Origin of the sequence: Thermocatellispora tengchongensis (genome assembly GCF_014202315.1) — a bacterium.
GTDB classification, from domain to species: domain Bacteria; phylum Actinomycetota; class Actinomycetes; order Streptosporangiales; family Streptosporangiaceae; genus Thermocatellispora; species Thermocatellispora tengchongensis.
In genome coordinates this window covers 442,582-462,956 of record NZ_JACHGN010000001.1, presented here as the reverse complement: position 1 = coordinate 462,956, position 20,375 = coordinate 442,582, and the positions used below count along the sequence as shown (strand labels likewise).

At 73.2% G+C, this 20,375-nt stretch carries 18 protein-coding genes and 1 tRNA gene; 10 read left to right on the top strand and 9 right to left on the bottom strand.

The genetic code is table 11. The annotated features are described in order from the left end of the window. Both HNP84_RS02330 and HNP84_RS02325 read left to right on the top strand, forming a co-directional pair. Nucleotides 1-1,152, top strand: a complete 1,152-nt coding sequence (locus HNP84_RS02330; RefSeq protein WP_185047612.1) for a permease — start codon at nt 1-3, stop codon at nt 1,150-1,152. 5 nt (nt 1,153-1,157) lie between these two features. Beyond that, the gene (locus tag HNP84_RS02325; protein WP_185047611.1) at nt 1,158-2,036 is read left to right on the top strand and encodes a TIGR03943 family putative permease subunit; all 879 of its coding nucleotides are present in this window, start codon (nt 1,158-1,160) and stop codon (nt 2,034-2,036) included. A 514-nt stretch (nt 2,037-2,550) separates the two neighbouring features. Here HNP84_RS02325 and HNP84_RS02320 read toward each other — a convergent pair. Next, nucleotides 2,551-4,023 carry a BtrH N-terminal domain-containing protein gene (locus HNP84_RS02320; RefSeq protein ID WP_185047610.1) on the bottom strand — a complete coding sequence of 491 codons (1,473 nt, stop codon included), beginning with the start codon at nt 4,021-4,023 and terminating at the stop codon, nt 2,551-2,553. A 326-nt stretch (nt 4,024-4,349) separates the two neighbouring features. On the opposite strand from HNP84_RS02320, the gene HNP84_RS02315 reads away from it, so the two are divergent. Continuing rightward, nucleotides 4,350-4,439: transfer RNA gene (locus HNP84_RS02315), tRNA-Ser, on the top strand. A gap of 108 nt (nt 4,440-4,547) precedes the next feature. On the opposite strand, the gene HNP84_RS02310 is transcribed toward HNP84_RS02315, so the two are convergent. Next, nucleotides 4,548-4,916, bottom strand: a complete 369-nt coding sequence (locus tag HNP84_RS02310; RefSeq protein WP_246517767.1) for a VOC family protein — start codon at nt 4,914-4,916, stop codon at nt 4,548-4,550. 18 nt (nt 4,917-4,934) lie between these two features. Between HNP84_RS02310 and HNP84_RS02305 the strand changes: the two genes are divergently transcribed. Then, on the top strand, nt 4,935-5,303 hold the full coding sequence (locus tag HNP84_RS02305; RefSeq protein WP_376771811.1) for a TetR family C-terminal domain-containing protein: 369 nt from the start codon (nt 4,935-4,937) through the stop codon (nt 5,301-5,303). A 49-nt stretch (nt 5,304-5,352) separates the two neighbouring features. Here the strand turns inward: HNP84_RS02305 and HNP84_RS55820 are convergent, their stop codons facing one another. Further along, entirely contained in the window at nt 5,353-7,518 is a 2,166-nt protein-coding gene (locus HNP84_RS55820) for a MinD/ParA family ATP-binding protein (protein WP_312923444.1), read from the bottom strand. A gap of 224 nt (nt 7,519-7,742) precedes the next feature. Here HNP84_RS55820 and HNP84_RS02295 point away from each other — a divergent pair, with 224 nt between their 5' ends. Together HNP84_RS02295 and HNP84_RS02290 are read left to right on the top strand one after the other, a co-directional pair. Continuing rightward, on the top strand, nt 7,743-8,699 hold the full coding sequence (locus HNP84_RS02295) for an NAD(P)H-quinone oxidoreductase (RefSeq protein WP_185047609.1): 957 nt from the start codon (nt 7,743-7,745) through the stop codon (nt 8,697-8,699). A 15-nt stretch (nt 8,700-8,714) separates the two neighbouring features. Further along, nucleotides 8,715-9,251 carry a bacterial proteasome activator family protein gene (locus tag HNP84_RS02290; RefSeq protein WP_185047608.1) on the top strand — a complete coding sequence of 179 codons (537 nt, stop codon included), beginning with the start codon at nt 8,715-8,717 and terminating at the stop codon, nt 9,249-9,251. 14 nt (nt 9,252-9,265) lie between these two features. On the opposite strand, the gene HNP84_RS02285 is transcribed toward HNP84_RS02290, so the two are convergent. Further along, nucleotides 9,266-10,072, bottom strand: coding sequence for an HAD family hydrolase (locus HNP84_RS02285; RefSeq protein WP_185047607.1), 807 nt, complete (start codon nt 10,070-10,072; stop codon nt 9,266-9,268). A 219-nt stretch (nt 10,073-10,291) separates the two neighbouring features. Here HNP84_RS02285 and HNP84_RS02280 point away from each other — a divergent pair, with 219 nt between their 5' ends. Next, nucleotides 10,292-10,495: a cold-shock protein gene (locus HNP84_RS02280; RefSeq protein WP_185047606.1), complete on the top strand. Its 204-nt coding sequence runs from the start codon at nt 10,292-10,294 to the stop codon at nt 10,493-10,495. 128 nt (nt 10,496-10,623) lie between these two features. Here the strand turns inward: HNP84_RS02280 and HNP84_RS02275 are convergent, their stop codons facing one another. Further along, nucleotides 10,624-11,883: an FAD-dependent oxidoreductase gene (locus HNP84_RS02275; protein ID WP_221335740.1), complete on the bottom strand. Its 1,260-nt coding sequence runs from the start codon at nt 11,881-11,883 to the stop codon at nt 10,624-10,626. An 81-nt stretch (nt 11,884-11,964) separates the two neighbouring features. Between HNP84_RS02275 and HNP84_RS02270 the strand changes: the two genes are divergently transcribed. Continuing rightward, nucleotides 11,965-12,513 (top strand): TetR/AcrR family transcriptional regulator, encoded by a 549-nt coding sequence (locus HNP84_RS02270; RefSeq protein WP_185047605.1) that lies wholly within the window; start codon nt 11,965-11,967, stop codon nt 12,511-12,513. Nucleotides 12,514-12,565: 52 nt separating this feature from the next. Further along, the gene (locus HNP84_RS02265; protein ID WP_185047604.1) at nt 12,566-13,768 is read left to right on the top strand and encodes a beta propeller repeat protein; all 1,203 of its coding nucleotides are present in this window, start codon (nt 12,566-12,568) and stop codon (nt 13,766-13,768) included. On the opposite strand, the gene serS is transcribed toward HNP84_RS02265, so the two are convergent. From serS to HNP84_RS02245, 4 genes are all read right to left on the bottom strand, one after another. Then, nucleotides 13,765-15,027, bottom strand: coding sequence for a serine--tRNA ligase (gene serS / locus HNP84_RS02260; RefSeq protein ID WP_185047603.1), 1,263 nt, complete (start codon nt 15,025-15,027; stop codon nt 13,765-13,767). The two genes, HNP84_RS02265 and serS, sit on opposite strands and share 4 nt — an antisense overlap. A gap of 60 nt (nt 15,028-15,087) precedes the next feature. Then, nucleotides 15,088-16,008, bottom strand: coding sequence for a prephenate dehydratase (gene pheA, locus HNP84_RS02255; protein ID WP_185047602.1), 921 nt, complete (start codon nt 16,006-16,008; stop codon nt 15,088-15,090). Nucleotides 16,009-16,164: 156 nt separating this feature from the next. Beyond that, complete coding sequence (locus tag HNP84_RS02250) at nt 16,165-16,605, bottom strand: DUF4446 family protein (protein WP_185047862.1); 441 nt, start codon at nt 16,603-16,605, stop codon at nt 16,165-16,167. 25 nt (nt 16,606-16,630) lie between these two features. Then, nucleotides 16,631-17,953, bottom strand: coding sequence for a glycosyltransferase 87 family protein (locus HNP84_RS02245; protein WP_312923439.1), 1,323 nt, complete (start codon nt 17,951-17,953; stop codon nt 16,631-16,633). A gap of 51 nt (nt 17,954-18,004) precedes the next feature. Here HNP84_RS02245 and HNP84_RS57035 point away from each other — a divergent pair, with 51 nt between their 5' ends. Continuing rightward, entirely contained in the window at nt 18,005-20,341 is a 2,337-nt protein-coding gene (locus tag HNP84_RS57035; protein ID WP_246517706.1) for a hypothetical protein, read from the top strand. Nucleotides 20,342-20,375: the final 34 nt, after the last annotated feature.

Here is a 20,375-nt window from a genome sequence, read left to right as displayed (position 1 = left end):
ATGTCCGGCAGAGTGACCATCGACAGGCCGCCCGACGACTCTTCTGGCGGTCCTGGTGCTTCTGACGTTCCGGGCTCCACCGGCGGTCCCGGCGGCCGGCCCCTGTCTGCGGAGGAGGAGTCGGGGGCGCGTACGGGGCGTGGGGCGGGCGACGGGGGCTGGGACGACGACTCGGTGCCACCGGCCGACTGGGGGCGGCGGGAGGCGGCCGGGGTGGCCGTCCCGTGGGCGTTCGTCGCGGTCATCGTGGTGCTGCTCGCCGGGCGGTGGGTGCTCGCGCCGTACCTGACCTCGCCCGCGCTGCAGACCTGGGCCACGATCTTCGTGGCGATCTGCGTGCAGGCGCTGCCGTTCCTGGTGTTCGGGGTGGCGCTGTCGGCGGCCATCGCCGCGTTCGTGCCCGCCTCGTTCTGGACCCGGGCGCTGCCCAGGCGGCCGGCGGTGGCCGTGCCGGTGGCGGGGGTCGCGGGGGCGGTGCTGCCCGGCTGCGAGTGCGCGTCCGTACCGGTCGCGTCGGGGCTGATGGCGCGGGGCGTCACGCCGGCGGCGGCGCTGGCCTTCCTGCTGGCCTCCCCCGCGATCAACCCGATCGTGCTGGTCGCCACCGCGGTGGCGTTCCCGAACGAGCCGATGATGGTGGTGGGCAGGTTCGCCGCCTCGCTGGCGGTGGCCGTGCTCGCGGGGTGGATCTGGCTGCGCTTCGGCAAGGCCGGCTGGCTGCGCAACCGGCCGCACGCCCACGAGGGCGAGTCGAAGCTCGCGGTGTTCGCCGCGGCCATGCGGCACGACCTGCTGCACGCGGGCGGGTTCCTGATGGTGGGCGGGCTCGCCGCGGCGACGCTCAACGTGGTGGTGCCGCGCGAGTGGCTGGACTCTGTGGCGGGCATCCCGTGGCTGTCGATCCTGGTGCTCGCGCTGCTGGCCGTGCTGCTGTCGATCTGCTCCGAGGCCGACGCCTTCGTGGCGGCCTCGCTGAACACCTTCTCGCCCACGGCCCAGCTCGCCTTCCTGGTCGTCGGCCCGATGGTGGACCTCAAGCTCATCGCACTCCAGATCGGCACGTTCGGCCGCTCGTTCGCGGTGAGGTTCGTTCCGCTGACCTTCGGCCTCGCGGTCCTGGTCAGCGCCGTGGTGGGGTGGGTGCTGCTGTGAAGCGCATGTCACAGAGCCTGGTGCTCATGCTGCTCGGAGGCACGGTGCTGCGGATCTCCGCGTTCTCCACGACCTATCTGAACTACGTCAAACCCGGCTTCCGGCCCTTTCTGATCGCGGCGGGGGCGGTCCTGGTGGTGCTGGGCGTGGTCGGCCTGATCCGGGATTGGCGCCGGCCCGCCGACACGACAGCATCCACCGCGACGTCCACGGCCTCAACGTCGGACTCGGTCTCCACGTCCGCTCCTGCCTCCGCGTCGGACTCGGCCTCCGCGTCCGCTCCTGCCTCCACGTCGGGCTCGGCGGCCGCGTCCGTCTCCGCCTCCGCGTCCGCTTCTGGCCCCGGCTCTCATGCCGGGCATGGGGGGCACGACCACTCACATGTGCCGCAGGTGGCGTGGCTGCTGTGCCTGCCGGTGTTCGCGCTGTTCCTCATCTCACCACCCGCGCTCGGCTCGTACGCCGCGGCCCGCGTCGACACCGCGCCCCCGCCCCCGGCGGCGTCGGAGGCGGTCGCGTACCAGCCGTTGCCCGCCGACCGCGCCACCGACATGACCGTCGGGGAGTTCATCGGCCGCGCCTGGGGCGACAAGAACAAGACCCTCACCGGCCGGCAGGTGCGTCTCACCGGGTTCGTGGTCCCGGCCAAGAAGAAGAACCAGTGGTACGTGACCCGCATGCAACTGGCGTGCTGCGCGGCTGACGCGTTCCCGCTCAAGGTCACGGTCAGAGGGGCGAACCAGCCGCCTGCGGACACCTGGGTCGAGGTGACCGGCACCTGGATTCCCCCGAAGTCGGACAACGTGCCGCTGGGCACGGTCCCACCGGAGATCTCCGCCATCAGCGTGGACCCGATCCAGGCGCCCAGCGAGCCGTACGAGTGAGGTGTGGGCTTTTTGGGGGCGACCTGCCTGGCCGAGCAACCGGTGGCGACGCGCGAGGCGAGCAACGCCTGCGCGAGCACGAAGGCCGTGGCGAGGACCTCGGACGGGGCGAACAGCGCCTCCGCGAGCACGATGACGGTGGCGTGGCCTCGCACGGGGCGAGCAACACCTGCGCGAGCACGAGGCCATGGCGAGGACCTCGTACGGGGCGAACAGCGCCTCCGGGAGCACGATGACGGTGGCGTGGCCTCGCACGGGGCGAGCAACACCTGTGCGTGCACGAAGGCGGTAGCGGGGCCGCCCGTCCTTGCCGCTGTGTGAGGCCGGGCGGGCGGCGGGCAACGCGTCGGACCTGAGGCCGTGAGAACTCGTGGCTGGTCCTGGTCGTCTCAAGGGGCATGCGGGCGCACCGTTCGCCTGCCCTTACTGCGCCCGGGAGTGGACGAGGTCCGGGTGAGGGCGGGGTGGCGATCTTCCGCCCTCGCCTCGGTGCGTGGGGCGCTGTGCGGGGATCTCAGGGGACGCGGGGGGCGAGGAGTTCCACGGCTTGGGACTCAAGGTGGTGGGCTTGGGCGACCTTCTCGGCGAGGGTGGCCAGGATGGTGGCACGGGTTTCGGTGGACGCCAGGAGGTGGGCGTCGGCGGCGGCTGTGGCGAACAGGTGGGTGTAGAGGTCCTGGGCGCGCGCCACGGCGGTGGGCTGCGGGGTGCCGGGCTGGCGAAGGAACTGGCGGAATTCAGCCAGGTGGGTGCGGTATCGGGTGAACGCCTCGTGGGCGATGGCGGTTGTGGCGATGTCGGACCACACGGCGCCGGCCTCGTGGAAGAGCCTTGCCGCGGCCTGGTAGGAGGGCTGGGGCGCGGGGGTGGTTCGGGCGGGCCCGGGGGGTGCGGCGGGGGTTGGGGGGAGTGCGTTGGGGGTTGGGGGCGTGGGGGTGCCTGCCGGTGAGGGCGTGGGGGTGCCTGCCGGTCGGGGTGTGGGTGGGGGCGGGGTGGTGTTTTCCGGGGTGGCGGCGGGAGAGGAAGGGGCGTTGGTGTGGAGGGCTTGGGTGGGGCCGGAGTGCGTGGCGAGTCTGTCCAGGAAGGCGGCGTAGAGGGGGCGGCCGGCGGCGGGGGCGGTGTGGTCGGTTTCCAGGCAGGCGTGCAGGCGGGTCATCGCCGTGAAGAACGCCTCCGGGTCGGAGAACCTGCGGGTCCAGCCCTCCTTGGTGCGGCGGTCGGCGAGGTGGGTGGCCAGTTTGGCCATGCCCGACAGGCCGAAGTTCACGTCGAAGGCGTTGCCCAGGACGGGGCCGGTGAGTTTGGCGGCCGTGTCGGCTACGGCCTCGTGGGCGGCGTTCGGGCCGGGGGTGACGTCCGGGGTGGTGGGGATGGTGATCAGGCGGTGGCGGTCCTTCTTGGGGGCCGACCACGCTGTCATGAAATCGGGGAGGGGGATGGTCCACTTCGTGGGGGTCGTCGTGCCCGGGAGGGGGTCGTCCAGGTGGACGACGGTGGTGCCGTCCTGTTCCTCCAGGGCGAGGACGGCGACGTCCAGCGGGTCCGGGTAGGGCAGGCGGGGGCGCCAGGGCAGGGAGAAGGCGCCAACGGTGCAGATGGCGGGGCGGCCCTCGGCCAGGGTTTCGCGGAGGGTGCGTTCGGCGACCCGGGCTGAGCCCGTCTGCTTGATCTCGTACGGCACTCCGATGCGGGACAGGGCCGTGGGGATCATGGGGGCGGGGTGCGCCTGGGCGACGATCGTCAGTGACGGGTGCATGCCCTGGTACTCGAACACGAAGTACATGAAGCCGATGCCGCCGCCCAGGCCGTACAGGGTCGTCTCGTCGTAGGCGTGGACGCCGGAGCGGGTGAGCAGCCGGGCGAGCAGGGACGACTCGCGATGGCCGGCGGGTGGGGCCGTCACGTGGCGGTGGGCGGTGGTGTAGGACTCGCCGGTCTTGGCCATGCGGGCGCGGACGCGGCGCTTGAGGTGCTTGTGGTCGGTCATCTTCGCTCCGTCACGGCGGCACGCGTACGCACTCGCCCACGCCCGTGCACACGCTCCGCCCGTGGAGAGCCGGATGTCACCCGATCACCGCTCTGGCAGGCGCCCCGAGGACATCGATCCCCTCTGCCTCCGCTGGGCCGTACGGCGTGGGCGTACGGTCAGGAGGTCGGGCGCGGGGCCGCGCCATCGCCCATTATGCAGGTCAGCAGGATGCTTGGCGAGCTTTGGGGAGGTATGCCCTCACGCCATCCGGGGCAAAAGCCGACTCATCCGCAACAGCCCGACCTCACAACCGCCGCCGCGGCGCTAGAGTGGCTGTCGTGCCCGGAGGGTTCGCATAGTGGACTAGTGCAGCCGCCTTGAAAGCGGCCAGGCCAGCGATGGTCTCGTGGGTTCGAATCCCACACCCTCCGCCACGTTGGAGATCTGACAGGTCCCGACAGGTCCAACGCAGTTCGAGGTTCAGGGCACCGGGTCGCAGGCGGCCGGTCTCCAGCCCCGCGGAGCACCGCGCCGCCCTGTGGTCAGCGCGTGACGTAGTTGTCCGCGTACGCGGCGGCGGGCGGGACCTCCTTGATCACGTCGATGAGCACCCCGTTGGGGTCGGCCACGATGAAGTGCCGCTGGCCGAACTCCTCGGTGCGCAGATCCAGCTCGGCCGTGAGCCCTTCGCCCAGGACGAGACGTTCCCACTCGGCGTCCACGTCCTCGACCTCGAAGTTCAACAGGACGCCCTGGACCGGCCTGCGGTACGCCTCGGGCACGGTCGGGTGACCGTGGTCGAGCAGGGCCAGCTCGTACGGCGGGTCGCCCGGCCGGCGCAGGCTGACGTACCAGTCGGCCTCGAACGTCACCTCGCGGACCTCTTCCGGGCCGTCCTGCGGGAGGTTCAGGACGAGATCGGCAGGAAGGTGGCGGCGGCGGCCGACGCGCACGACGACCCCTGGACGCACTTCACCGCGGGATGCCGGACCTTCCTCACGGCCAGCACCGATCCGGACGTGCGCCGGATCATGCTCATCGACGGCCCGGCGGTCCTGGGCTGGAACGAGTGGCGGGCCATGGACGAGGCCGCCTCCGCCCGCCATCTGGCCGAGGCCCTCACCGGCCTGATGGACCAGGGCCTCATCGCGCGCCGCCCGGTACGGCCGTTGACGCACCTGTTGTCCGGCGCGGTGAACGAGGCCGCGCTGTTCCTGGCCGAGTCGGACGACCCTCAGGACCTTCCCGAGACCATGGCCGCCCTGACCCGGATCCTGGAGTCGCTGCGCGGCGCGTGAACGCCTCGGGCGGTGGCTGCGGACGCCACCGCCCGAAGGTCCGGACCGGCTAGCGGGGTTGCAGGGCCGGGGCCGCGAAGCCGTCGCCGACGCAGGCGGCCAGCTTGAGGTAGGCGTCGCGGGTGGCCTCCTGGAGGCGGTCGAGGTCGATCTCGGCGCCCTCCTCCAAGTGCGGGTCGTACGGGATGCGGATCACCGCGCGGCACCTGGCCGCGAAGTGGGCCTCCAGCTTGTCGATGTCCACGGCCGACTTCGAGCGCGGGCGTACGCTGCACAGCACGACCGTCGCCGCGCGTACCAGCTCGCCGTAGTGGTGGGCCTCCAGCCAGTCCAAGGTGGCCGAGGCCGCGCGGGCGCCGTCCACCGAGGGGGAGCTGACCAGGACGAGCTGGTCGGCCAGGCCGAGCACCCCGCTCATCGCGGAGTGGAGCAGGCCGGTGCCGCAGTCGGTGATGCAGATGGAGTAGAAGTTCTCCAGCACCTGCGCCACGGCCTGGTAGTCGGCGGCGCTGAACGCCTCCGACACCGACGGGTCGCGGTCGGAGGCGAGGATCTCCAGGCGCGAGGGGGCCTGCGAGGTGAAGGCCCTGATGTCGACGTAGCGCTTGATCTGGCCGCGCTCGTTGAGCAGGTCGCGCACGGTGGCGGAGGTCTCCAGCACCACCTTGTCGGACAGCGTGCCGCGGTCGGGGTTGGCGTCCACGGCGATCACGCGGTCGCCGCGCACCTGGGCGAGGGTCGCGCCGAGGCCGACCGTGCTGGTGGTCTTGCCGACGCCGCCCTTGAGGCTGAGCACGGCCACGCGGTGGTGCCCGGTGGCGACGGGGGTGCGGGCACGGGCGATCAGCTCACGGCGGCGGCGCACCTCCGGCGACTCGCCCGGCTTGATCATGCCCGCGGACGCCTTGTAGACGAGCTTGCGCCAGCCGCGCGACGGGCCGTTGCGCCGACCGCGGAGCAGGCTCTCGGGGTCGAGGCTGTCGGCCGTGGGGGTGCCCCCGGCGCCGACGAGGTCGGCCTTGGCGGCCTTCCGGCCGCCGCCCTGCCGCGCCGGGGCGCCGAACGCCTGCTGCGGCGGCGGTGCCTGCCTGCGGCGGGCCTGGTACGGCTCGCGCTCCGGCTCCACCTGCTGCGGCACGGCGGGCTGCTGGGGCAGGGCGGGCGCGGCGGGCTTGGGCACGGCGGGTACGGCGGGCGTGGTGGGCTCGGCCTGCGCGGCGGGCAGCGGGGCCGGCTGCTGCGGCGGGTCGAGACGGGGGGACGTGCGGCCCCAGTCGGGCTCGCCGGCCTCGGGCTGGGCCGGCTCCCAGCTCCGGGTGACCGGCTCGCCCAGCGACTCGCGGACCTTGCGGGCCTCGCGGCTCAGGTCCTCGCGGGTGACGTCCTCGTGGGCGGCGCCCCGGCCGCGACCGTACTCGGTGGCGGGCGGGTCGGTGAGGTGTCCCCGCTCCTCGGCGGACGCCGCGGGCGGCATGGGGTCGGAGGCCGGGGCGCTCGGGGTCTGCTCGCGCAGCGGCTCCTCGAACAGGCCCCTGCTCGGGGCCTTGGGCGCCGCGGGCTGGTGCTGCTCCTGGGCCGCAGTGGCAGCGCTGCGGGCGAGGGACGGATCGGTCGTCTCCTGCCGCGTCGGCTCCTGGCGGGGCAGCGGCTTGAGCGGCGCCAGGAAGGCGTCGTCACCGGGGGACGTCGTCGTGCCGGAGCCGGTGGTGGCCGAGGGGCCGGGCTCGGGGATCGCGAACGCGCCCTTGGGGTCGGTGGTGAAGGCGCTCGTGGATTCTGATCCGAAGGCGGATTCCGTGCCGAAGGCGGGCTCTGTGCCGAACGCGCCGCGGGACTCGCCGAACGCCGAGGGCGTGGGCGCGGGCGGTTCGGGGGTGCTGAAGGCGCCCCTGGGGTTGGAGGACGCCTCGCGCCACTCCGCCGCGTCGGCGTCCTCGGGGGCGGGCTCCTCGGCCGGTACGCCGCCGGGGGCGGTCTCGGCCGGGCCCGCGGCCGGGTACGCCGAGTCGGCCGCGGCGCGGAACAGGGGCGGGGGCGAGGGGTCGGCCTCGGCGGGGATGGCTCCCCAGGGGTCCTTCGGGTACGGCGAGACCACGGTGTCGTCCAACGTGGCGGTCACCGAGCCGGTCGGCGCCTCCTCGTTCTCCTTGATCGCGTCGAGCCAGGCGAGCTGTTCTTCGAGCGAATGGGGATCTTCACGATCGTGTCGTGCCACCGCGCTTCCCCCTAGGGGCTGGGCATAAAAGGTGCAGCAAACACAATGCAGATTATCGTCCCGCGGTGACGTCAACGCGGGCAACCGCCAAGTTGGCACGGAGGAGCACGTCAGGCAGCACTTCGGCACCGGGGGCGGCGTCGAAGGGGTGCCCGCGTCGGCGGGGCGCGGCAATCACTCTACGCCCCGCGCGCGGGGGCCGACGAGGGGGATAGCGTGACCGCATGCATGCCATCGCCATCGCACAGCCGGGCGGGCCCGAGGTGCTCGCCTGGCGGGAGGTCCCCGATCCGGAGCCCGCTCCGGGCGAGGTCGTCGTGGACGTCGTCGCGGCCGGGGTGAACCGGGCCGACCTGCTGCAGCGCCAGGGGTTCTACGAGCCGCCGCCCGGCGCGTCGCCGTACCCGGGGCTGGAGTGCTCGGGCGTGATCAGCGAGGTCGGCGAGGGCGTCGAGGGCTACAAGGTGGGCGACGAGGTGTGCGCGCTGCTGAGCGGCGGCGCGTACGCCGAGCGGGTGGCGGTCCCGTGGCAGCAGCTCATGCCGGTGCCCGAGGGGGTGTCGCTGCAGGACGCGGCGGCGCTGCCCGAGGTGGCGTGCACGGTGTGGTCGAACGTGTTCATGCTGGCCCGGCTGCGCCGCGGCGAGACCCTGCTGGTGCACGGCGGGGCGAGCGGGATCGGCACGATGGCGATCCAGCTCGCCAAGGCGTTCGGGTCGCGGGTCGCGGTGACGGCGGGGTCGGAGGAGAAGCTGGCCCGCTGCCGGGAACTGGGCGCTGACGAGGGCGTAAACTACCGCACTGACGACTTTTCCCAGAAAATTCGGGCAGACGTCATCCTGGACATCATTGGCGCGAAATACCTCGCAGGAAATATCAAAGCTCTCAATACCGGCGGCCGGCTGGTCGTCATCGGGCTGCAGGGCGGCACCCGCGGTGAGCTGGACGTGGGCGCGCTGCTGCGCAAGCGTGCCTCGGTGCACGGCACGACCCTGCGGGCGCGCCCGGTGGACGAGAAGGGCGTCATCGTACGAGGGGTGGTGGACAACGTCTGGCCGCTGGTGAGCGCCGGCGCGATCCGCCCCGTGATCCACTCCCGGATTCCGCTCGCGGACGCCGCGCGAGCCCACGAAGTGCTGGAATCCGGGGAGCACATCGGAAAGATCCTGCTGGTTCGGTGAGTTAGGTTGAGATTCATGAACGCTGAGGAGAGCACCCCGCAGATCGTGGTCGTCGGGCCACAGGGGGTCGCGGTCGGTGGCGAGAACAACAACGGCGGCGAGCATGACGAGCGCTCGGTCACCGAGCTGGTGGAGCAGCCCGCCAAGGTGATGCGCATCGGCAGCATGATCCGCCAGCTTCTCGAAGAGGTCCGGGCCGCGCCCCTCGACGAGGCCAGCCGCAAGCGGTTGAAGGACATCCACCAGAGCTCCATCAAGGAGCTGGAGGACGGCCTGGCGCCCGAGCTGGTGGAGGAGCTGGAGCGGCTCTCACTCCCCTTCACCGGCGACGACGACACTCCCCCGAGCGACGCCGAGCTGCGGGTGGCGCACGCTCAGCTCGTGGGCTGGCTGGAGGGGCTGTTCCACGGCATCCAGACCACCCTGTTCGCCCAGCAGATGGCGGCCAGGGCGCAGCTTGAGCAGATGCGCCGGGCCCTGCCGGGCGGGATGACTCCCGCCGGCGACGACCAGCACCACCAGGCCCCCCGCGCGTCCGGCCCCTACCTGTAGGCGCCCGCAGAGGGTCAGGAGGCCGCGGCGTACAGGCGTTCCAGCACCCGGGCCACCCCGTCGTCGTTGTTGGCCGTCGTCACGTGGTCGACGGCGGCCAGCACGCGCGGGTGGGCGTTGGCGACGGCGTACGAGGTGCCGGCCCAGGCCAGCATGGGCAGGTCGTTCGGCATGTCACCGAAGGCGATCACATCGTCCGGCGGGATCTGGTTGGCCCGCGCCAGCGCGGCCAGCGCCGACGCCTTGGTCACACCCTGGGCGCTCATCTCGATCAGCCCGCGCCCGCTGGAGTGGGTGGCGTGCACGAGATGGCCGACCAGCTCGTCCACGATGGCCTGGAGCGCGTCGGCGTCCATGCGCGGGTGGAACGCCAGCAGCTTGGCGCATGGCCGGGAGGTGAGAGTGGTCTTCCCCACACGCAGCCCGGCGACGGCGTTGCGGTCGAGCCCGTCGAGCGCGAAGCCCGACTCGTGCGCGAACCCGCCCTCGTACTCCACCGAGAACGCCAGCTCGGGCACGTGCCGCCGCAGCGACTCGACGACCTCGCGCAGGACGTCCACCTCGATGAGGTGCGACTCGATGACGACCTCGGCGCGCAGGTCGTACAGCAGGGCGCCGTTGGCGCAGATGGCGACGCCGCGATGGCGCACGGCGTCGGCGACCGCCTTCATCCAGCGGGGCGGCCGTCCGGTGACGAAGACGAGCAGGGCGCCCGCGTGCTCGACACGGGCGAAGGCTGCGGCCGTGCGCGCGGAGACGCTCCCGTCGGAGCGGAGCGCGGTGCCGTCCAGGTCGGTGGCGACGATACGCGGTGGTGCCATAACAGGTTCCAGTCTGCCCTGTGATCCCGTGTCGAGGAATCTTCCCGATGGCGGGAACACCAGGCGGCCGGATAGTGTTAGATGTGATGGCGTTGTATTAGCTGATCCCGTTGTGAAAACCAGCTTGACTGTCTGAGCCACCCCGGGGCCCCGCTGTACGACACACCGGGATTCACGAGGTGTGAGTCCCAAAGATTCAAATCCTGAGGGAGAGCTTTAATGGCTCAGGGAACCGTCAAGTGGTTCAACGCTGAGAAGGGCTTCGGCTTCATCGCGCCGGACGGCGGCGCGCCGGATGTCTTCGTGCACTTCTCTGAGATCGTGGGCAGCGGCTACCGCAGCCTGGAGGACGGCCAGCGAGTCGAGTTCGAGATCACGCAGGGACAGAAGGGTCCGCAGGCCTCGCAGGTCCGCGCGCTCTGACGTCAGCCACTGACACACAGAAGGCGGGGTTCGCTTCGGGCGAACCCCGCCTTCGTGTCTTCATCGGCCGCGTGTCCTCATCGGCCGCGTGTCCTCATCGGTTCCGTGTCTTCACCGGTTGCGTGTCTTCACCGGTAGACCAGCCCGGACAGGTTCCAGGCGAGCCGCCGCCGCACGGCCGGGACGCGGGCGAGCAGGCGCAGTGCCAGGTTGCGGAGCGGACGCACGCGGGCGTCCACGGTGGCCAGCCCGGTGAGCCTGTCGGCCAGCGCGACCACCTTCAGCGCCACAGGGCGGCGGGCCGCCGCGTACGCCTCCAGGGCCTCCGCACACGCCTCCAGGGCCGCCGTGCGGGCCCCCTCCGACGCCGCCTGGGCCCCCTTCGACGCCGCGTGGGCCCCTTCCAGGGCCACGTGGGCCTCCGTGACGGCCTCTGGCTCCTCCAGGGCGGTGGCGAGGGCGTCGGCGAGGGCCAGGGCGTCCTGGATGCCGATGTTCATCCCCTGCCCGCCCGCGGGGCTGTGCACGTGGGCCGCGTCGCCCGCCAGCAGCACCCGTCCGGCGCGCAGCGAGGCCGCCACCCGGTGGTGGATGCGGAACCGGGAGCTCCACACCATCTCGCGCACCACCGCGGGCTCCTTCGCCGGCCCCCGCGCGTCCAGCAGGGCCTGGACGAACGGGATGTCGGGCGCCTGCGGGGCCTCGTCCACCGTGGCCACGATCCGGTGGACGCCGCCGGGCAGCGGGGCGACCACGACCAGACCCGCGGGTGAGAAGTACAGCGTCACCTCATCGCGCGGCGCCCCGCCGGTGAGGCGTACGTCGGCCAGCACGAACGACTGCGGGTAGCTGTCGCCCTCGAAGGCGATGCCGGCCTGCTCGCGTACGGTGCTGTGCATGCCGTCGGCGCCGACCAGGTAGCGGGCGCGCACGGTGCCGCCGCCGGCGAAGGTCGCGGTCACGCCCGCGGCGTCCTGCTCGGCCCGCACCAGCCGGTACGGCCGCAGCACCCGCCCGCCCAGCTTCTCGAACCGCTCCAGCAGGATGGCCTCGGTCTCGGCCTGGGAGATCATCAGCGTGTACGGGTAGCGCGTCGGCAGCCCGCCGAAGCCGACGGGGATCAGCACCCTGTCGCGGTCCCTGATGCTGAACCGGGACAGCTTGAGGCCCCGCGCGGCCAGTTCCTCCGACACGCCGAGCCGTTCCAGCGCCTCCAGCGTGCGCGCGTGCACCACGGCCGCCCGGGAGGTGTTCCGCCCCTCGGCCTGGGCGTCCACCACGGTGACGTCGATCCCGGCCTGGAGGAGCGCGGAGGCGGCGGCCAGGCCGGTCGGGCCCGCGCCGATGACGAGGACGTCGGTGGTCTCCGGAAGCATCTCGACCTCCACGATGTGTATGCCAACGGTTGTTGGCCAACATATGTTGGCATCGGTCCGAAAGTCAACAGACGTTGGCCTACACTCGTTGGCATGGCACGACGATCCTCAGCCGAGACGAAGGCGACGATCCTCGCCGCGGCGCGCGAGCGCTTCGCGGCCGAGGGCTACGACCGCGCCACGATCAGGGCCATCGCCGCGGACGCCGCGATCGACCCCTCGATGGTGATGCGCTACTTCGGCAACAAGGAGGGCCTGTTCACCGCGGCGGCCGACTTCGACCTGCGCCTGCCCGACGTCGCCGCGCTCCCCCGCGACCAGGTCGGCACGACCCTGGCCCGCCACTTCCTGCTCCGCTGGGAGGAGGACGAGGGCATGATGGTGCTGCTGCGCACCGCCGTCACCAGCGAGGTGGCCGTGGAGCGGATGCGGCAGATCATGGCCGAGCAGCTCGCCCCGGTCGTACGCCGGCTCGTGCCCGACCCCGAGGAGGCCGCGCTGCGCATGGGCCTGGTCATCACCCAGATCCTCGGCATGGCCCTGTGCCGGTACGTCCTGCGCCTGCCGCCCGTCGCGGCCCTGACCCACGACCAGATCGTGACCTGGCTCGGCCCGACCCTCCAGCGCTACCTGACCGCCTGAGGCGCACATCACGAGTACGCCACGATGCGCCGCCTGCCGGAACTTTGACCACTTGCCGGGCATCGACCGGAACGTGGAGCGGCGTACGCCCCTGGGCGGGGTCTCGGGGCGGCGCGGGGCCGTGGGCGCGGCGCTGGAGTGGCTGGGGCACCCGGTGACCGTGGCGGGGCTGGCCGTGCTGCTGGTCAACGATCACGTGCTCAAGCAGGCATGGCCGGGGCCGGTCACCGGCAAGCTGAGCGACTTCGCCGGCCTGGTGCTGGCACCGCCGCTGCTGGCCGTGCTCATGGCGCTCCCGCTCGGCGGGCGCGTACGGGAGCGCCCCCTGGCGGCCGGGGCGATCCTCACGGTCGGGGCGGCCTTCGCGGCCGTGAAGGCGAGCGAGGACGGCGCGGCCCTCGCCTCGTGGGCCTGGAGCGCGCTCGTGGGGCCTTCCGGGGTCCGCGCCGACCCGACCGACCTCGTGGCCCTCACGGCCCTCCTGGCGGCCTGGTGGGCCGCACGGGACTCGATCCCCGCCGCCGGCGGACAGGGCGACGGCGCGGGCGGACGGCGGGGCGGCGGCGCGTCCCGGCGGGCCTTCGGGCGGCGGGGCGTCCTCCTGGTGCCGCCGGCCGTGCTCGCGGTGACCGCCACGGCCGCGCCTCTGCTCATGGACGCCAGTCACGTCGAGGTCCGCGACGACGGCGAGATCGTGCTGGTGGCCGACACCTACGGCGGGCTCGTGACCAGCCGGGACGGCGGCGTGACCTGGGCGCGGAAGGAGGCGCTCGGCGAGACGTGGCGTCGCGCCGTTCCCCGAACCAGGGCGTGCGTGCCGGATGAGCCAGCCCACTGCTACCGGGTGGGCGAGCAGCGGCTGCGGGTCACCGAGAGCCGCGACGGGGGCCGTACCTGGACGACCGTGTGGGAGATCTCCCCCCAGCGGCAGCGATACCTCGTGGAGGAGGTCTACGACGGCTACGGCGCGTACGCGTACTCGGCGTCCGTGGCGGTGCAGGCGCGGCCCGGGGGCGGGCACGTGGTGGTCGTGGCGAACCGGCGTGACGGCGTGGCGGTGCGCGACACGGCGGGCACGTGGCGGCGGCTGGGCTTCACCGACGAGAAGGACCCGGTGCCGCTGTCGGCCGAGGCCGCCACGCCGCTGGAAAGGCACTCGCCGTTCCAGCGGGCGACCTTCATCGCGGCCGGGGTGGCGGCGGCGCTCGCGCCGGCCTTCGCGATCATGACGTGGCGGCGCCGCCGGCACCCCTAGCGGACGGGTTCGAGGACGTCCAGGCCGACGAAGGGGCGCAGCGCCTTGGGCACCACGACCGAGCCGTCGGCCTGCTGGTGGTTCTCCAGGATGGCCACGATCCACCGGGTGGTGGCCAGGGTGCCGTTGAGCGTGGCGACGTGCTGCGGCTTGCCGTCGGCGTCGCGGTAGCGGACCTTCAGCCGGCGGGCCTGGAAGTCGGTGCAGTTGGACGTCGAGGTCAGCTCGCGGTAGCGGCCCTGGCTCGGGATCCACGCCTCGCAGTCGTACTTGCGCGCGGCGCTGGTGCCGAGGTCGCCGCCGGCGGTGTCGATCACCCGATAGGGCAGCTCGACCTTGGCCAGCATCTCCTTCTCCCAGGCCAGCAGGCGCAGGTGCTCCTCGTGGGCGTCCTCGGGGCGCACGTAGGAGAACATCTCGACCTTGTCGAACTGGTGCACCCGGATGATGCCCCGGGTGTCCTTGCCGTACGACCCGGCCTCGCGGCGGAAGCAGGAGGACCAGCCGGCGTAGCGGCGCGGCAGCGTGGCGGCGTCGAGGATCTCGTCGGCGTGGTACGCCGCGAGCGGCACCTCGGAGGTGCCGACGAGGTACAGGTCGTCCTCCTCCAGCCGGTAGACCTCACTGGCGTGGGCGCCGAGGAAGCCGGTGCCCTGCATCGACTCGGGCTTGACCAGCACCGGCGTGATCATGGGCGTGAACCCGTTCTCGATCGCCTGCTGGATGGCCATGTTGAGCAGGCCGAGCTGGAGCCGGGCCCCGACGCCGGTGAGGAAGAAGAACCTGGCCCCGGAGACCTTGGCCCCGCGCTCCATGTCGATGGCGCCGAGCATCTCGCCCAGCTCCAGGTGGTCGCGCGGCTCGAAGTCGAACGTGGTGCGCTCGCCGACCTCCTCCAGCACGACGTAGTCGTCCTCGCCGCCGGCCGGGGCGCCCTCCTCGACGATGTTGGGCACGGTCAGCAGCAGGTCGTCGAGCTCCTTGCCGAGCTTGTCGGCCTCGGTCTCGGCGCTCTTGACCTGCGCGGCCAGCTCCTTGGCCCGCTCCAGGACCGCGGCCCGCTCCTCGCCGGAGGCGCGGGACACCGACTTGCCGACGCTCTTCTGCTCGGCGCGCAGCGACTCGAAGCGGCTCAGGGCGCTGCGACGGCGCGAGTCGAGGTCGAGCAGCACATCGACGACGGAGTTGTCGGCGCCGCGGACGCGCTGGGACGCCCGCAGCCGGTCGGGATCCTCACGAAGGGTACGCAGGTCAATCACAGGTCGAAAGGCTACCCGTGCTCGCCCCCGGCGCGCGCATCTATTCCGCCACGCGCCGGTTCACACGTCGCCGGAACGCACCTTGGCCAGCCAGCGGGCGGCCTCGGCGAACTCCGCGTCGGCGGTGCCCCGCCTGATCTGCGGGGCGACGCCGTCGGCCCGGGGGTAGCTGCCCAGGAAGCGGACGTCGGTGCACACGCGGTGCAGGCCCGAGATCGCCTCGCCCACGCGGGCGTCGGCGACGTGGCCCTCGAAGTCGAAGTGGAAGAAGTACTGCCCGATGCCGTTGCCGGTGGGGCGCGACTCGATGCGGGTCAGGTTGACCCCGCGCACCGCGAACTCGGTCAGCATCTCCAGCAGCGCGCCCGGGTGGTCGTCGGCGAGGAAGACCACCAGGGAGGTGCGGTCGGCGCCGGTGGGCTCGGGCAGCGGGCCGGGCCGGCGGACCAGCACGAAGCGGGTCACGGTGTCGTCACGGTCGCCGATGCCGCCCGCGACCTCGTGCAGGCCGTAGTGCTCTCCGGCGATGGCGGCGGCGATGGCCGCGTCGTACGGGGAGCCGGGCAGCGAGACCTCCTGGGCCGCGCCGGCCGTGGAGGCCGCGGCGATCACGACGGCGTCGGGCAGCTCGCGGGCGAGGAAGCCGCGGCACTGGGTGTGGGCGGCGTTGTGGGTGATGACGCGCTTGATGTGGCCCAGCTCGGTGCCGGGGCGGGCCAGCAGCGAGAAGCGCACGGGGAGCAGCAGCTCGGCCGCGATGAGCAGCGGCTCTCCGCCGGCCAGCTCGTCGAGGGTGGTCGTGATGCCGCCTTCGAGCGAGTTCTCCAGCGGGACCACGGCGCCGTCGGCCTCACCGCGCCGGGCGGCTTCGAGCGCCGCCCCGATGTTGGGGCACGGCAGACGCTCGGCCTCCGGCGCCAGGGCCCGCAGGGCTTCCTCGCTGAAGGTCCCTTCGGGTCCCAGATAGGCGAGTTTTGACATACCACCAGGGTAGGGCACTGTGCCCACCGGGTCTGTGGCATTCGGCACGCTGCGGCCGGTCATTTCACCCGGGCCTCATCTGCGACCCGGCGCCACTTCACCCCCGGCTCATGTCACCCCGGCCTCATGTCACCCCGGCCTCACCTCACCCCGGCCTCATGTCACCGCTCCGGCGGCGTGCGTGGCCGGTGGGGCGCCGGGGGTGACCTCGGGGCCCAGGCCGAGCCGGGCGGCGCGCACGGCGTGCTCCTCCTCCGGCGAGAGCGGCTGCACGCCGCGCCCGCCGCGCACCGGGCGTACGTACGTGCGGGTCTCGGAGCGGCCGTTGATGGAGGTCAGCACGATCCCGTCGCCCAGGCCGTTGATCATGGCGACGGAGAACGACAGCCGGCCGGTCATCTCCTCCAGGGCGTCGTAGCGGCACACCGCGACGTCGCGGATGGCCCGCAGGTCGGCCTTGGCGCCCTCGGCCGCCTGGCGGGAGGCGGCCCGGGTGAACTCCTCGACCGCCGCCCTGGCCTCGCGCAGCGCGAAGTGGCCGATGGCGATGCCGGTCGCGCCCGCGAGCATGCCAACGATCACCCATATGGTCACCATCACATTACCAAGAGTAACGACGGTGTCAGCCCGGCGCCGCCGAATCGCGGGCTCGGCCGCGGGGCGCATCGGCGGATTCCACGGACGCGCGGCGCCGGGGCAGCCAGGAGCCGAGCACCCAGACCAGGGCCAGCGCGCCCAGCCCGAACGCGTTCTGCACGATGCGGCCCGCGACCGGGCTGAGCACCGGGATCTCGGCCGCCCGGAGCGTGACCCCCCACCACGGGATGGTCAGCACGTAGTACAGCCAGGCCCCGGCGGCGACCAGGAGCCTGACCCGGTCGCGGCCCGCCCCGGCCAGCGCGCCGAGCACCGCGACCATCCAGGCCAGGTGGTGGATCCAGGCGACGGGCGACAGCAGCACGGCCATCAGGCCGGTCAGCGCGACCGCGGTGGCCGGGTCGCCCGACAGGTACGCGGCGCGGGCGCGGCGGAAGCCGTACCAGGCGACCGCCGCGAGCAGCGCGACCCAGATCGCGGTGGTGAGCCATCCCGGCAGGTAGAGCCGGAGCAGCATGCCGTTGATGGACTGGTTGGTGGTGGCGTTGTTGGCGCCGACCCGGCCGGTGTCGAGCAGCGCGCCGAACCAGAAGTCGGCGGCGTCGGCCGGGATGACCAGGAAGGGCAGCACGGTGAGCAGCGTGGCCGTGAAGGTGGCCATGTAGAGCGTGCGGCGCTGCTCGGGGTCGCCGTCGCGGCCGAAGCCGGTGACCAGCAGGTAGATCAGGAACACGCCCGGGGTGAGTTTCACCGCGGTGGCCAGGCCGATCAGCATGCCGCGGGGCCACCACGGGCGGCGGGCGAAGCAGTCGGCCAGGCACAGCGCGACCAGCAGGATGTCCACCTGGCCGAAGCGCACCTGGTCGCGTACCGGCATCATGTACGTGCAGGCGATCATGAGCGCGGCGAACAGCAGCGGGACCCAGGCGGCCCCGCGCTCGCGCACGCCCTCCAGCAGCGGGCGGAAGGCGAAGGCGACCGCCACGGCGAGCGCGGCGAAGACGCCGATCGTCCACACCCACTGCGCGGCGGGCCAGGACAGCCAGGCGAGCGGCGCGGCCAGCATCGCGGCGACCGGGGGGTAGGTGAACGGCAGCAGTTGCGGCGCCGGAGTCACGAAGTCGTACACCGGACGGCCGTCCAGAAGGGCCCTCCCCCCGGTACGGTACACATCGAGATCGACGAGCCGCTGATCGTCGGGATTTCCCAGCCAGTACGCGACCAGGGGCGCGACCGCCGCGGCCACGAGCAGCAGCGCGGGCAGCCACACCCAGGCCCGTGCGGGGTTCCGGGAGGCGGGCGGCGGGCCGGCCGGGGCCGGGCCGGTCGGTACCGAGCCAGTCGTCACGAGGTCGGAGGTTACCGTGGAGCCTGTGGGTGGCAAGGATTGCGCGGGCGCATGAGCCGATGGTGGCCGCTGTCGGTCGTCGCCGCGTTGCTCGGCGCGGCCCTGTTCGCCCTGCCCGCGCACGCCCTGGACACGCACGCCCTGCCCGCGCATGCCCTGGACACGCACGCCTCGGGCACGCACGCCTCGGGCACGCACGCCTCGGGCACGCACGCCTCGGGCACGCACGCCTCGGGCGGCGCATTGACCGGGCACGCACCCTCAGCGCGGGTCGCGCTGGTCGGGGTGCCGGGCCTGGAGTGGTCCGACATCGACCGCGAGCGCACGCCCAACCTGTGGCGCCTGGCGGGCGAGGGCGGCGCGGCGGCGATGTCCACCCGGGCGATCCCGCCCCCTGACCGCAGCATCACCTGCCCGATCGCCGGCTGGCTGACCGTCTCGGCGGGCCAGCGGGCGGGCGCGCCCGGCACCTCGTGCGGGCTGCCGCCGCTGCCCGAGGCCACACCCGGCGGCGGCGCCACCGTGCCGGGCTGGAGCAACCTGGCCGGCTTCAACCGCGAGCAGTCCTTCGGCGCGTCCATCGGCGCCCTGGGGCAGGCGGTGGCCGACACCGGGGGCCGGGTGGCGGCGATCGGGCCGGGCGCGGCGCTGGGCGCGGCCGACCGGTCGGGCACCGTCGCCCGCTACGCGGCCACGCCCGAGGCGCTGGGCGACCTGTCGCCGTACACGCTGATCGTGATGGAGGCCGACAACCTCGCCAAGGCGTGGATCGGCGGCGGCGTGGACGGCGACGGCGAGCCGATCCCGCCCACCGAGCAGGCCCGGCAGGCGGCGGCGAGCGAGACCGACCGCAGGATCGGGGCGCTGCTGGCGCGGCTGCCGGCGCGGACCACGGTCCTCGTCGCCGGCATCTCCGACATCTCCACATCCGCCCATCTGCACGTCGCCATCGCGACCGGGCCCTCGCCCAGCGGCGCGCCGTACCCGCAGGGCCACCTCACCGCCTCCTCCACCCGCCAGGACGCCCTGGTCACGCTGACCGACCTGACCGCGACCACGCTCGGCACGCTGGGCGTGACCGCGCCCGAGGGCGTGGTCGGCAGGCAGTGGGTCCCGGGCGGCGCCGGCCCCGGCGGCGCGCAGGCCACCGTGACCGAGCTGGCCGACTCCGACCTGGCCAGCCAGGTGCTGCGCGAGGTCCGCGCCCCGTTCTTCCTGGCGCTGGTGATCGTGCAGGTGCTCTTCTACGCCTTCGCCGCGGTCGCCGTGCGCCGGCGCTGGGGCGGCTCGCGGGTGCTGGTCGCCACCCAGGTCGTGGCCGTGGTCAGCGGCGCCATCGCGATCTCGACGTTCCTGGCCCAGCTCGTGCCGTGGTGGAGCTGGGGCAGCCCGATGGCCGGGCTGATCGCCACCATCCTCGGCTTCGCCGGGGCCATCGCGGGGCTCGCCTTCGCCGGGCCGTGGCGCTCGGCGGTCCTCGGCCCGCTCACCGTCGTGGCGGCGATCACCTCGCTGGCGCTGCTGCTGGACGTCATGACGGGCTCGCGGCTCCAGGTCAACGCGGTCACCGGGTACGAGCCGGTGACCGGCGCCCGGTTCTACGGCTTCGGCAACATCGCCTTCGCGGTGTTCGCCACCTCCACGATCATGTTCCTGGCCGGGGTCGCCGGGCCCCTGCTCGCCCGGGGCAGGCGCGCGCTCGCGGCCGGGCTGTGCGCCGCGTACGGGCTGCTGGCGGTCTTCGCCGACGGCTGGCCCGCCTGGGGCGCCGACTTCGGCGGCGTGCTGGCGTTCGTGCCCGGCCTGGCGGTGTTCCTGATGCTGCTCACCGGCAGGCGGGTCTCGCCGGCGCGGCTGGTGCTGGTCGGGGTGGCCGCGGCGGCGTTCATCGGCGCGATCAGCTTCGCCGACTGGCTGCGCCCGGCCGGGGAGCGTACGCACCTGGGGGCGTTCTTCCAGCAGGTGCTCGACGGCGAGGCGTGGCCGGTGCTGGGCCGCAAGGTGGCGGCGATGGTCGGCACGCTGGGCAACCTGCCGCTGACCGTGTTGTCGCTGGTCGCGCTGGCGTTCCTCTACCTGATCCTGGCCCGGCCCTCGCGCTGGGGCGCGGCGGCGCTGACCCTCGCGTACGGCCGTGCGCCCACGCTGCGGGCCGGACTGTTCGGCGTGCTGACCACCGCGCTCGTCGGGTTCCTGGCCAACGACTCCGGCATCGCGATCCCGGCGATGGCGCTCACGGTCGCGGTGCCGCTGACGCTGGCCGCGTCGGTCCGGGCGCTCCAGCTCGCCGCCCCGGCTCCCGCCGGCCCCGGCGCATCCGCCGCCACGCCCAAACGGCCAGAGCCACCGTCAGAGCCAGCAGAACCCACGGCGCGACCCGCACCCTGACCACCTCGCGCAGCCACAGCAGGTCGGGCGGCTG

Coding starts and splice junctions, on each gene's coding strand:
- HNP84_RS02330 (WP_185047612.1), top strand. CDS start 1: ATGTCCGGCAGAGTGACCATCGACAGGCCGCCCGACGACTCTTCTGGC.
- HNP84_RS02280 (WP_185047606.1), top strand. CDS start 10,292: ATGGCTCAGGGAACCGTCAAGTGGTTCAACGCTGAGAAGGGCTTCGGC.
- HNP84_RS02290 (WP_185047608.1), top strand. CDS start 8,715: ATGAACGCTGAGGAGAGCACCCCGCAGATCGTGGTCGTCGGGCCACAG.
- HNP84_RS02320 (WP_185047610.1), bottom strand. CDS start 4,023: ATGACCGACCACAAGCACCTCAAGCGCCGCGTCCGCGCCCGCATGGCC.
- HNP84_RS02295 (WP_185047609.1), top strand. CDS start 7,743: ATGCATGCCATCGCCATCGCACAGCCGGGCGGGCCCGAGGTGCTCGCC.
- HNP84_RS02325 (WP_185047611.1), top strand. CDS start 1,158: ATGTCACAGAGCCTGGTGCTCATGCTGCTCGGAGGCACGGTGCTGCGG.
- pheA (WP_185047602.1), bottom strand. CDS start 16,008: ATGTCAAAACTCGCCTATCTGGGACCCGAAGGGACCTTCAGCGAGGAA.
- HNP84_RS02270 (WP_185047605.1), top strand. CDS start 11,965: ATGGCACGACGATCCTCAGCCGAGACGAAGGCGACGATCCTCGCCGCG.
- HNP84_RS02285 (WP_185047607.1), bottom strand. CDS start 10,072: ATGGCACCACCGCGTATCGTCGCCACCGACCTGGACGGCACCGCGCTC.
- HNP84_RS57035 (WP_246517706.1), top strand. CDS start 18,005: ATGAGCCGATGGTGGCCGCTGTCGGTCGTCGCCGCGTTGCTCGGCGCG.
- HNP84_RS02250 (WP_185047862.1), bottom strand. CDS start 16,605: ATGGTGACCATATGGGTGATCGTTGGCATGCTCGCGGGCGCGACCGGC.